This is a genomic window from Chryseobacterium sp. CBo1 (assembly GCF_001693475.1).
Lineage (GTDB): Bacteria > Bacteroidota > Bacteroidia > Flavobacteriales > Weeksellaceae > Chryseobacterium > Chryseobacterium formosense.
This window is the reverse complement of record NZ_MAUH01000023.1, coordinates 52,974-65,183: the sequence shown is the minus strand read 5'-3', so window position 1 is coordinate 65,183 and position 12,210 is coordinate 52,974. Positions and strand designations below refer to the sequence as shown.

Annotated in this window: 13 protein-coding genes and 1 pseudogene; 11 read left to right on the top strand and 3 right to left on the bottom strand. The window is 32.6% G+C overall.

The features are described 5' to 3' along the window. Positions 1 to 145 precede the first annotated feature (145 nt). From BA768_RS12915 to BA768_RS12905, 3 genes are all read left to right on the top strand, one after another. Entirely contained in the window at positions 146 to 562 is a 417-nt protein-coding gene (locus BA768_RS12915) for an endonuclease domain-containing protein (protein WP_065721085.1), read from the top strand. A 268-nt stretch (positions 563 to 830) separates the two neighbouring features. Beyond that, on the top strand, positions 831 to 2,816 hold the full coding sequence (locus tag BA768_RS12910; protein WP_065721084.1) for a urocanate hydratase: 1,986 nt from the start codon (positions 831 to 833) through the stop codon (positions 2,814 to 2,816). A 2-nt stretch (positions 2,817 to 2,818) separates the two neighbouring features. Beyond that, positions 2,819 to 3,370, top strand: coding sequence for a hypothetical protein (locus BA768_RS12905; protein WP_065721083.1), 552 nt, complete (start codon positions 2,819 to 2,821; stop codon positions 3,368 to 3,370). A gap of 73 nt (positions 3,371 to 3,443) precedes the next feature. Here BA768_RS12905 and BA768_RS12900 read toward each other — a convergent pair whose 3' ends face one another. After that, complete coding sequence (locus BA768_RS12900; RefSeq protein WP_065721082.1) at positions 3,444 to 4,466, bottom strand: DUF4365 domain-containing protein; 1,023 nt, start codon at positions 4,464 to 4,466, stop codon at positions 3,444 to 3,446. A 364-nt stretch (positions 4,467 to 4,830) separates the two neighbouring features. Between BA768_RS12900 and BA768_RS12895 the strand changes: the two genes are divergently transcribed. Continuing rightward, on the top strand, positions 4,831 to 5,496 hold the full coding sequence (locus BA768_RS12895) for a DUF6261 family protein (protein ID WP_228388420.1): 666 nt from the start codon (positions 4,831 to 4,833) through the stop codon (positions 5,494 to 5,496). 456 nt (positions 5,497 to 5,952) lie between these two features. After that, a pseudogene (locus tag BA768_RS12890) lies at positions 5,953 to 6,272 on the top strand (GIY-YIG nuclease family protein). A 254-nt stretch (positions 6,273 to 6,526) separates the two neighbouring features. Here BA768_RS12890 and BA768_RS12885 read toward each other — a convergent pair. Next, positions 6,527 to 7,162: a hypothetical protein gene (locus BA768_RS12885; protein ID WP_065721080.1), complete on the bottom strand. Its 636-nt coding sequence runs from the start codon at positions 7,160 to 7,162 to the stop codon at positions 6,527 to 6,529. Positions 7,163 to 7,359: 197 nt separating this feature from the next. On the opposite strand from BA768_RS12885, the gene BA768_RS12880 reads away from it, so the two are divergent. The 6 genes from BA768_RS12880 to BA768_RS12855 all read left to right on the top strand — a co-directional run bounded on the left by BA768_RS12880 (position 7,360) and on the right by BA768_RS12855 (position 11,567). Next, complete coding sequence (locus tag BA768_RS12880; RefSeq protein WP_065721079.1) at positions 7,360 to 8,439, top strand: hypothetical protein; 1,080 nt, start codon at positions 7,360 to 7,362, stop codon at positions 8,437 to 8,439. Positions 8,440 to 8,452: 13 nt separating this feature from the next. Beyond that, entirely contained in the window at positions 8,453 to 9,211 is a 759-nt protein-coding gene (locus tag BA768_RS12875) for a hypothetical protein (protein ID WP_065721078.1), read from the top strand. 251 nt (positions 9,212 to 9,462) lie between these two features. Next, on the top strand, positions 9,463 to 9,798 hold the full coding sequence (locus tag BA768_RS12870) for a hypothetical protein (protein ID WP_034678500.1): 336 nt from the start codon (positions 9,463 to 9,465) through the stop codon (positions 9,796 to 9,798). Beyond that, the gene (locus BA768_RS12865) at positions 9,785 to 10,087 is read left to right on the top strand and encodes a type II toxin-antitoxin system RelE/ParE family toxin (protein WP_034678499.1); all 303 of its coding nucleotides are present in this window, start codon (positions 9,785 to 9,787) and stop codon (positions 10,085 to 10,087) included. The genes BA768_RS12870 and BA768_RS12865 overlap by 14 nt, the downstream gene beginning before the upstream one ends. Continuing rightward, entirely contained in the window at positions 10,080 to 11,093 is a 1,014-nt protein-coding gene (locus tag BA768_RS12860) for a cytochrome-c peroxidase (RefSeq protein ID WP_065721077.1), read from the top strand. The genes BA768_RS12865 and BA768_RS12860 overlap by 8 nt, the downstream gene beginning before the upstream one ends. 18 nt (positions 11,094 to 11,111) lie before the next feature. Beyond that, a complete protein-coding gene (locus tag BA768_RS12855; RefSeq protein ID WP_065721076.1) occupies positions 11,112 to 11,567 on the top strand; it encodes a hypothetical protein in 456 nt (151 codons plus the stop codon). Positions 11,568 to 11,598: 31 nt separating this feature from the next. Here BA768_RS12855 and BA768_RS12850 read toward each other — a convergent pair whose 3' ends face one another. After that, positions 11,599 to 12,099, bottom strand: coding sequence for a hypothetical protein (locus BA768_RS12850; protein WP_065721075.1), 501 nt, complete (start codon positions 12,097 to 12,099; stop codon positions 11,599 to 11,601). Between the last annotated feature and the right edge of the window lie 111 nt (positions 12,100 to 12,210).

Here is a 12,210-nt window from a genome sequence, read left to right as displayed (position 1 = left end):
AAACTTTTTGCGTTGTAAGAATTCCCCTCCTCTGGAGGGGTGGATTAATTTTCAAAGAAAATTAAGACGGGGTGGTTAAAAAAGGAATTCTCTCCATATTTCACACAATTAAAAATATCCCTATCTTTTCATAAACACAAAAGGGATGAATGAAATCTTTGCAGAAATCAACGGAATTAAAATCCAAAAAAATTATGTTGAAAACCTACCGTACAATCCTAACTTAAAGAAACTCTTGTCTGGAAAAAGAAAAGCTGGAATTTTGAGCGAAGTTCTTTTCTGGAAAAAAGTTCGTGCAAGAACATTTCATAAAATAGATTTTGACCGCCAAAGAATCATCGGAAATTATATTGTAGATTTTTATGTCAAAAATTTAGGTTTAGTTATTGAGATTGATGGTTGGAGTCATGATACTAAAGAAATTTATGATGAGATAAGACAAGACTATTTAGAATCTTTAGGTTTGAAAATTTTCAGAATAACAGATTTTGATGTGAAAAATAATTTGTCTGTTGTAATAAAAGAGCTCGAAGAATTTATCATCAATAATTATGGATTCTGAATTCCTCTCCTATGGAGGGGGTGGATTAATTTTCAAAGAAAATTAAGACGGGGTGGTTAGATAATGTAATCAACATATAGAAATCATTTTAAGACACTTTTTAAACCACCCCGTCAAAAATTCTTTGAATTTTCGCCACCCCTCCAAAGGAGGGGAATTTCCATTACTCTGTATATTTTCTTTCTTTATTTGCAGGGATTTTCTAATTTGAATATCTTTAAAACCACAAAAATCCAACGACGATCAACAAAAAACCATCAACGAGATAATGACTTTCAAGGAACAGATACAGCAGGGAATTCCAAGCGAATTACCGCAGCCAAAACCATACGAACAAAACATCAATCATGCGCCGAAACGTAAAGAAATCTTAACGGATGAAGAGAAAAAACTCGCTCTGAAAAACGCCTTACGTTATTTCGAACCCAAATTCCATGCGGAATTGTTGCCGGAATTTAAAGAAGAATTAGAAAAATACGGAAGAATTTACATGTACCGTTTCCGTCCGGATTACGAGATGAAAGCAAGAGACATTGCAGAATACCCTGGAAAATCGGAGCAGGCAAAAGCCATTATGCTGATGATCCAAAACAATCTGGATTATGCTGTGGCGCAACATCCACATGAACTGATTACTTATGGAGGAAATGGTGCGGTGTTCAGCAACTGGGCGCAATATCTTCTGACGATGAAATATCTGTCTGAAATGACAGACGAACAAACATTGACGATGTATTCCGGTCATCCGATGGGATTATTTCCTTCGCACAAAGATGCTCCGAGAGTTGTCGTGACGAACGGAATGATGATTCCGAATTATTCCAAACCGGATGATTGGGAAAAATTTAATGCGTTAGGCGTTACTCAATACGGACAAATGACTGCCGGATCATATATGTACATCGGTCCACAGGGGATTGTACACGGAACGACGATTACGGTTTTGAATGCTTTCAGAAAAATTAATAAAGAACCAAAAGGCGGATTATTCGTCACTTCTGGTTTGGGCGGAATGTCGGGAGCTCAGCCGAAAGCAGGAAATATTGCGGGCTGTGTTACGGTAATTGCAGAAGTCAATCCAAAGATTACCAAAATTCGTTACGACCAGAAGTGGGTGAATGAAATCCACGAAAACCTTGATGAATTGGTGGCAAGAGTCAGAAAAGCTCAGGAAAATCAGGAAACGGTTTCTCTGGCTTATTTGGGAAATATCGTTGAGGTTTGGGAGAAATTTGATAAAGAAAATTTAAGAATCGATATCGGTTCAGACCAGACTTCGCTTCACAATCCTTGGGCGGGAGGTTATTATCCGGTCGGACAAAGTTTTGAGGAGTCTAATAAAATGATGGCAGAAAACCCTGAATTATTCAAAGAAAAAGTTCAGGAAACCTTAAGAAGACACGCAGCGGCAATCAACAAACATACAGTAAAAGGAACGTATTTCTTCGATTACGGAAATGCCTTTTTACTCGAAGCTTCCAGAGCCGGAGCCGATGTAATGGCAGAAAATCCGACTTTGGGAAGAGAGTTCAAATACCCATCTTACGTTCAGGATATTATGGGGCCGATGTGTTTTGATTATGGTTTCGGGCCGTTCCGTTGGGTTTGTACGAGCGGAAAGCCGGAAGATTTGCAGAAAACAGACGAAATTGCCTGCCAGGTTTTAGAGGAAATGATTAAAAATTCTCCTGAAGAAATCCAACAGCAGATGAAAGATAACATTCAGTGGATTAAAGGGGCGCAGGAAAATAAATTAGTAGTCGGTTCACAGGCGAGAATTCTGTACGCCGATGCGGAAGGAAGAATGAAAATCGCTGAAGCCTTTAATAAAGCAATCAAAAACGGTGAAATCGGAGCAGTGGTTTTGGGAAGAGACCATCACGATGTTTCGGGGACGGATTCGCCGTACAGAGAGACTTCCAATATTTATGACGGCTCGAGATTTACGGCAGATATGGCGATCCATAATGTGATTGGCGACAGTTTCCGTGGGGCGACCTGGGTTTCTATTCACAACGGCGGTGGCGTTGGCTGGGGCGAAGTGATTAATGGAGGTTTTGGGATGTTGCTCGATGGAAGCGATGATGCCGACAGAAGATTAAAATCGATGCTTTTCTGGGATGTGAACAATGGAATTTCCCGACGAAGCTGGGCAAGAAATGAAGGCGCCGTTTTCGCGATTAAAAGAGCGATGGAAGCTGAACCGAATTTGAAGGTGACGTTGCCGAATTTTGTGGATGAGAGTCTTTTCTAAAAATGACTGTTCAATCTAAAGATTCTTTAATTTTTAAAGGAAAGCGCTATTCAATTAATGCTAATTTATCTGATTTAGATTTATTAAAACATTTAGATATTGAAAAATACAGAGCAGAATCTTCTCGTAATTGGAGAGGGTATTCTGCACAATTTATTATAAGAAATAATTTTTTTTGTCTTAATGAAATCTTCTTACATAATGATGATGAACAAGGTAAAATAGAACAAACACTACAAAAGTTCTATTCTAAATATGAAGATGGAAGAATTGATTGGTTAAATGATATTATAATTTTAGATGAGGATAATACAATCAGAATTATTCTAGAGATTTCAAACGGCTCGCTATCTCAAGTTTTATATTGTAATGAAGAAGAATTTGAAGAACTTGAGAAAACGCAATTTAAAAATTTCATTGGAAGTGATGAGTATAAAAGAAAAATAGAATTTTATCTTTCTATGAATGATCAAAAAAATGCCTTTTTTACAGAGGAAAAAATTGTTGGCTTCATGGAAAAAAATATTTTTTCTTACAGTACAAAGTTATATTGAATTAGCGTTGTTTTAAAAACTTTTAGATACAAAAAAACCTGCTATGAAGCAGGTTTTTTCTTTTATTATAAACTTATAACTTTTCAAAAATTCTTTTTGTCATTTCACTAGCACCTTCCATTTCAAATATTAATAAATCTAAAACTTCAATATATTGTTTTTTAGCTTCTTTGAATGCGACCTGATTATTTGCTGGGACTTCTTTTACAGTTTCTCTTAAATATATAAATTGTGTCAATGCATAATCAATTTGATTAGGAACATTTTTTATAGCATTAATATCCCCTCCGGCAATATCTTTTAATTTTAAATTGAATATACTTAGATTTATTAATAATTTTTCAAAAGCACTGAACCCTATTGAATATAATTGCGAAAATAACTCAACTTCAGTTTCAGTTCTCTTTGCTGTTAAATTCATATCTTTAGATAGAGCCTTATAAATCTTTGAAACCTCATTCATGTAATTTAGAGGTTTATCTTCATTTAGCAATTGAAACCTTTTAGTTTTATTATTTGTATCTTCAGTCTGTTGATTCATAAGTGCTGTAATATTATTAATACAAACAGTTGCGTCATTAATAGTCGCTAAATCCTCAATTATATCTTCAAATTCGCCAGAATCTACTCTACCACGATATATATCAAATTTTTGATCATTTTTATCAGAAACAATTTTTATAAGCTTATTTATAGATTTCTCATTAAACTCTTGCTTAAATGGAATCTCAATTTTCCATCTTTTTTTATTTTTTTTTAAATTACTTTCTGTAATTTCTTGCCAATAAGTTTTACCTTCTTCTGGAATATGAGCTATAAGAATAATGGGAATACAAAGGTCTAGCCAATAATTATAATGAATATTAGTAACATAATGAGATAATCCTTTTTCTGTTCTATAAAAATTACCAGAGCCACTTTTAATTTGAACAGCTATAAATTTTCCTGTTGGTTCTCCATTTTCAACCTGCTCTATAATGGCATCTAATCCAACATCTACAATTGGCTGTTCACGAAATATCCATCCAAGATTTTTTATAACAATTTTTTCAGTTTCATTAACTCCCAATCTTTCAGTTGAATTATATCTATTCATAAAAACCTCTGTATTATATACCTCTTTGTAAATATAATTAACTCTATTTATTCATCAAAGAATTTTTATTTAATTCTTAAAAGATATAAATATTTTAATACTCCCCTAATCAAAACCATCCGCATCCACAAGACCTTACAACCACAATTAAAACAAACCTCCTGCATCCGCATTTCCTTTAAAACAACCCTGTTTATAATCTCCTGCAATTGCAGGAAGTCTCCAGCAAGTTGCGGGGAACTTCATGCAACTGTATTTTATTTCCCACAAAATGTTTTAAACTAAATGCAGAATTATTTATATTTGTTTTGAGTAATTAATACATTTTTAACAAACAAACACATTAAACGATGAAATTTCATTAGTGAGACTGAGCACTAAAGACCTTGCGACTTTGGCTCAGAGAATTATTTCAAACATTCAGTCAGGAAAATATCCTGTGATTTCCAATCATCCACTTACCGTGACTTTGCAGACTTCCTACACCGAATATGATCAGGTGTATACCAAACAAATCTACAGCGGAAAAGGAAAAGATGTTGCCACGGCAGACCACGAAAGGGATGTGGCTTACACCAATCTCAAAGCCTTTCTCAACGGTTACCGAAAACTTTCTACAGCACCCAATTATCAGTCGGCAGAAGATTTGTACGGCGTATTCAAAACGTACGGACTGAATCTTGACCGTTTAAATTATTCATCACAAACCGCTCAGATGAAAAAGCTGATTGAAGAACTGGAAACCCCGGATAATCTGCAGAAAATAGCAGTTCTTTCTCTTACTCCTGCTTTTAACGAAATGAAAACAAAGCATGAAGATTTTGAAGTGATTTTTGCAGATCAGGCAGAAGCCAATGCTGACCTTAGACAAATGACGAGTGCATCTGCTATTCGAAAAGATCTGGAGAAAAATCTGAAAGCTTATCTCAATCTGTTAACGGTCATGAAAGAAGTTCCGGATTGGGAACTGCTCTACACCGATACCAACGAGCTGGTAAAAGCAGCGAAAAATTCGGAGGTTCAAAAGTAGTAGAAGAAAAAAACAGAATAAATAGTAGAAAAACTCAGAGGAAAGCTGAGTTTTTTGTTTAGAAAAAATAGGGCACTTAGTTTGTCATCCTGCAAGGATCTAAACTCGAATATTTCCAAGTAATTCTCTAATACTATGTTGGGATCCCTACGGGATGACACAGTGTGCGCAGAATTGGGTGTAGAAGTTGCCTTTGTTCGGAGAAAACATAACCACACTGTTTGTCATTTTGAAAGAATCTAAGCACGAATCTTTCCAAGCAATTCTCTAATGCTATATAGAGATCCCTGCGGGATGACAAAGTGTGCGCAGAAGTATGTTTGTGAATATTGACTTTTGAGTTTAGCAAAAAAAAGGATAACGTTTGTTATCTTTTAAGGATCTGAACACGAATCTTTTCATGCTAAGTATTTATTACAAATTAGATATATTTGTTTTACTTAAAATAAACACACAATGATTGAATTTACAGAAGGAATATATACTTTTTACGTTTATATTCTTACTAATAAAAACAAAACTGTTCTCTATACGGGTGTTACAAATAATTTGCATAAAAGGTTACACCAACATAAGACAAAGTCAAATCCTAATTCATTTACCGCAAAATACAATGTCGAATTCTTAGTTTACTATGAAAAATTTGGGTGGATTCAGCAAGCAATTGAACGGGAAAAAGAAATAAAAATTTATCTCGGATTAAGAAATTAGAGCTGATAAGAATTCAAAATCCCAATATGGATTTTTTGAATGATTTGTTTCAACTGGAACTTTAATTGCCATTGCGAGAATGAAATGAAGTACTTATGAGTGAATCTTTACATGCTACTTTTTTAATACTACGTTGAGATCCTTACGGGATGACAAACTGTGTGTGGAAGTTTTTGAATATTCTATTATTTTGTGCAAGAAGATAAATACACTCTTTGTCATCCTGAAAGGATCTAAGTGCGAATCTTGCCAAGTAATTTTCAAATACTATGTTGATAACAATGCATGAGAAATAATATATAAAGCATGTGTAAGAAAATTATTTATTCCCCTTCAAAGTCACACCCAAAGAAAAAACAGGTTTGGTAAACTGGTTTCCATTAATAAAATCACCGTTCCCGAAAACGAACTGATAGCCGGCTCTTGAGGTAAGATAAATACCGATTTCCTCATCTGTAATCGTGGCTAATTTTACGGAAAAATCCAGTCCGCCCTGCATATTGTAGAAAATGCTGCGGCTGAGTTTTTTAGAAACTTCATATTCATTTTCATACCACACTCCATCGACTTCATTGTGGGTAATTTCGGTAGTTTTTTCATCCGGATTGACGAGACTGAAAAAGTACAAACCTGTAGAAAGATAGGTACTGAAAACAACTTTTTTGGTATTGATAAAATCATTTTGCGCCAGAAAATTAAGAATAATATGATTGGATCGGGTTCTGTCTGCGGCATAACCGAAATTTTCATTGTATTTTTTACTGGTAAAGCTTAATGCTCCACCCAATGAAATACGGTCATTGATGTACGATCTCCCGTTAACATGTATTGCAGGTTGGTGCTTATAAATGGTTGGTTGTAATTCTGCTCCAAAATAGAAAGCCACCTTTTCTTTTTGTGCGAAAAATAGGGGACAGCTCAGTAAAAACGCTAAAAAGGGATATACTTTTTTCATAATTCAGAATTTTAGGGTTTAAAAGGAAATGAAAAATACTTAAAATATTTGTTATTTCTCTTACTCATAAGACTCTGGAATTACTAAAAGGTTGTCTAGAAATACTATATTTCTTTGAAATTATAAACTGTATAAAAATTAATTAATACTTTTGAAATCATAAATAATCATCATAATTTAATAATTAAGTATTTTAAATGAAAAAACTGGGAATTATCTTCATTCTTATCTTTAATTTTTGTTTTTCCCAAACAAATTATACTTTGAAACTAAAGTTTGAAGAAAAATATTTTCTTTCAAACTTTATCACGAGTAAGACAACAAATGAGTTTGTATTAAAAGTATTCAAAGAAAGTGATTCCGTATCTACATTTGATAAAAGTAGAAATTATATAGATATTTTAGATGCTACTTTAAGAGCAAACATTAATGTTATCTACAACAAAGAATTTACTAAAGCTGAACGAATAGAATATGATTCTTTAAATGCTGAAATAAAAAATGGAGATCTTATTAAGATCTTTGAGAGTGCCGTGAAAGCAAATTTTGGTACAGAATTTTTGGAAGAAGCCTTTAAGAATTTTGGGATTACTAATTTCAAAATTGTTTCAACAGATTATAATCGATTTTCAATAGATTTCTCGGACAAAGCAAACTTTGAAAAAGCTCAAGATTTATTTGGTAATAACCGATTGACATTTCATAATGAGATTGAAAACATTGAATTAGAAAAAATACAGAATTGTTTTATGAAAGAAAATGATTCGTTGGTTAAAAATAATTATTTAAAAAAACAGAAAAATTATTTACTTATTTATAAAGACGATGCAAATCTATTTGGAGATTCTTATAAGCATTCAAAATGTTTTGACTCAAATAAGATAAGTTTTCTTTTAAACGACGGGGAAGAATATGATGTTTTTTCTAAATTATTTTTTGTAAAAAACACTACCGAATTAGAAAAGAATCTTATAAATTCTATTGTTAGCTTTGATTTTGGACCAGAGAATAATATAAATTCTGATGGAACATTTATTTTCATCACTATCTTGTTAAATAAAAATGGGCAGGATTTTTTAAAAAAATACTCCCATTTAAATGTAGGAAAGAATATTTTTTTTGGTAATAAATCAGAGTTCTTACTAAACCCAATGATTACGGAAAAATTAGAAAATGGAAAAATTTTATTAAAATTTAATCTATTTGAAGAAAATTGGCAAAAAACTTTTGAATTCATAAGATTTGCTGTTTTTAATAATTCATTAACAGTTCAATAGATAATATTAAAGTATGAAAAAACTAGGAATCATCGGTTGCGGCTGGCTCGGAACACATATCGCAGAACGATTATCAAACCAATACGAAATATTTGCAACAACAACGACAGAATCAAAAATTGAAGGTTTAAAATCTAAAAATTTCCATACCGATTTAGTAAACTTTCCCGATGAAATTGATACCGGAATGAAAGAGTGGGAAGTTGCATCAGAATTGGATGCTATTATGGTAAGTGTTCCTTTCTCCGGAATCAGAGGAGCGCAAATTTCGATGACTGAAAAGCGTCAAAATCTGCTAAACTTTCTTGGAGATTATAAAGGACAATTATTTTACACGAGTTCAACAGGCGTTTATCCACAAACCGAAAAAGATTTCACAGAAGATGATGCTCCTGCAAAAGATGTGGAAAGTGAAAATTTTATTTTAGAGAAATTTCCTCAAACCAATATCTTGAGATTAGGAGGATTAATGGGCGATCAGAGACTTTTAAAAAACTACAATATTTCTCAACTGGATCAACTGGTGAATCATATTCATTATGCAGATATTTGTTCGGTTGTTGAAAAAATGCTTGACAATCATTCTGAATATAAAGTATATAATGTTGTCGCTCCGATTCATCCAAACAAAGAGGAAGTGATTAATGCGCAGAAAGATTTACCGTATTCAGGAGAAAGGACAAATCAGGGAAGGACGATTTCTCCTAAAAGATTAATAGAAGAGCTGAATTTCGAATTTCAATATCCTGATCCGAGGTATTTTCATTTGTAGTATTTTCTAACGCAACGTTCGCGAGGATTTTTATTTAAAACCTTCATGTTTTTTCGTTCGCAAAGGCACTTTGTTCAGCTAAGGCTTTGGTCAATCATTACTGAGTGAAACGCCTTTACGGACGAAAAAATATTCTCAATCATTTAACTAAACTTTGCGAGTCTAACGCTAAAAATTATTAGCTTAAATTATATTGATTGAATATTTTTATTATATTTGTCTCATAAAATGATACTAAAATTTATAAAATTATGATAGCTGAAATAGAAAAATATATTGAGATTCAAAATAATATTGATGAAATTCTGAAAAATTCACCCTTCAAAATGTCTTATATTATTGAGAAATCAGGAATTAAGAAACCCACATTCTTTAAAAAATTAAAAGAGAAAAGATTTACTCCGGAAGAACTTTTGGTGATTTCAAAAACAATTGAACCTCGGTGGAGAAACGAAACTCAGGAAGAAATTTTGGAGTCTTTGAAACAAGCTGAAATAGATATTAAGAATGGTAATACTACAGATTTTTATGAATTTGTGGCTGAGCGCAGAGAGAGATTAAAAACTTTAAAAGATGCGAAAGGTTAGAATTTCTTCGAAAGCAAAGTTAGATTTAATAAGAATTGAAGAATATTTATTAAATAAATGGAACGAAGAAGTAGCAGATAATTTTTACCAAAAATTAATTGATGCGATTGATATTTTAGAAACGGCAAATGTTCAATTTGAAAAGTATCATAATACTGATTTTAGAAAATATCTTTTAACAAAGCATAATACAATAATCTATAGAGTTGAAAATAACGAAATAAATATTGTCCGTATCCTCCAAAACTTCCAAGATCCCGATGAAAATTACCAATCTCTGAATGATTAAATCTATACTAAAACCCTTTTTTACCACTTGTTTTTTGCTGTTGATATTTTCATACAGTTTGCAGGATTTATCATTGATTTATCCGTCTTATTTTCCGAAACCGGTTTATGATTTTAAGAAAAATCCTTTGAAATCATCAATGGTTCAATTGGGCAGAAAATTGTTTTATGATCCGGTTTTATCGAGAGACAATACTATTTCCTGCTCGTCGTGCCATTTATCCAATCAGGCTTTTTCACACGTCGGAAACCATTTAAGCAAAGGTATTGAAGATGGGATTGGCGACAGAAATTCTCCGGCGATTTTCAATCTGGCTTGGCAAAAAACATTTATGTGGGATGGTTCGGTTGTGAATATCGATGTTCAGGCTTTAGCGCCGATTAATCACCCGGCAGAAATGGGTGAAGATATAAATACGGTCGTAAGAAAACTCAATAAATCCACAGAATATAAAAAACTTTTCTACAAAAGCTTTGGCGATAGTATGGCAACTTCAGAACGCCTGATGAAAGCACTTTCACAGTTTCAACTGACGATTGTTTCAACGAATTCTAAATATGATAAAGTGAAACAGGAAAGAGCAAAGTTTTCTCAATCTGAAAAAAACGGGTATCAATTATTCAAACGAAACTGCAGTTCATGTCATCAGGAACCGTTGTTTTCAACGTATGAATTTGCCAACAACGGACTTTCGTATGATCCGGAATTAAAAGATTACGGAAAATGGAACAAAACCTTTGAACCAGCCGATAAAATGATGTTTAAAATTCCGAGTCTGAGAAATCTTGCATACACTTATCCTTATATGCACGACGGAAGATTCAAAACATTGTACGATGTTCTCGATCATTATGAAAAAGGAATTGAGAGAAATCCGAATTTAGCCAAACAGCTGGAAGAACCGATTGTTTTTAATGTAAAGGAAAAAGAAGATTTATTGGCTTTTTTAGCTGCTTTGAATGATTCTGTTTTGGTTTCTAATGTGGAGTATCAAAAGGTGAAATAATTTGTAAACTACAGAAAATTGAAAAATTATACTGCTCACTACTTAAAAAAAGATATTCTTCTTACTAATGATAGTCAAAAATTAGTTGGGAAAATTGTTGATGAATGTACATGGTTTAAGATACGGCATTCTATAGATTATTTGTCACGCACCTACGAAATAAAAAATGTTGGTTTTCTTAAAAATGATGTTGAGCTAAGTCTTTCAAACCGTGTTATTTATTTTACTGATTTAGAAAAAGACAGAATTATTAAATCAGGGCAGGGTGTAAGAATATATTATTTCAAATTAGCTAAGATCAATCAGCTTTTTGAAAAAGGAAAATTGCTCATTGAGATTGTAGAAAACATCAGGAAAGAGACTAAAGAATCCATTTTAGATATAAAAGCAGATGATTCTGTTGAAGATTTATTGATTTTACTTTTCTTGCATTATTCAACAAGAGAATTCAACAGTCTTGGTGGTAGTGATTAATGGATAATAAAATTCTAACAAAAATATCACATTATTTATTTATCAAAATATTTTCAATCGACTCCAAAATTTCTTTTTCAATAATTTCTTCGTTCAGAGTTTCAAAAGTATAAGTCTGTTCTTTCATCGCTGCGAAACCGGTTCCGTTCTGAAAAATCGTGTCCTGATGAATGCCGATTCTTTTTAAATTTTTATCAGCAACAAACATAATGTGCGGAAACTTATCATTCGCATAAAAATTAGAATCTACATTTCGAGAGATTTGTAATTTGATATGGGTTTGAGAGTGAATACCTAAATCGTTTTTAACCTCTTCATTGAATGAAATCTTACAGCCAAATCCGTTTTCTCTCAGCATTCTTCGGAATTCCTGCATTTTAGGATCGATTATATTTTTGCATAGCATCCTGAAATCTTCAATGAAAAGATCTTCTTCACTTCTCTTTTTCTCCAGACTTTCCTTAAGCTTTTGCTCTTCTGTCTTTAAGTTATGAAACAAATGATTCAGTCTGCTGATGTTTTCTTCTTTCATTGAATTATATTTTCAGTTTGCTTAGTTTTAAATATTTCAAATATAAATTAAATTATGAAGATTTTGAAGAGGCTCAATGAACAAGTTTGGAAGATTATTGATTAACATTCC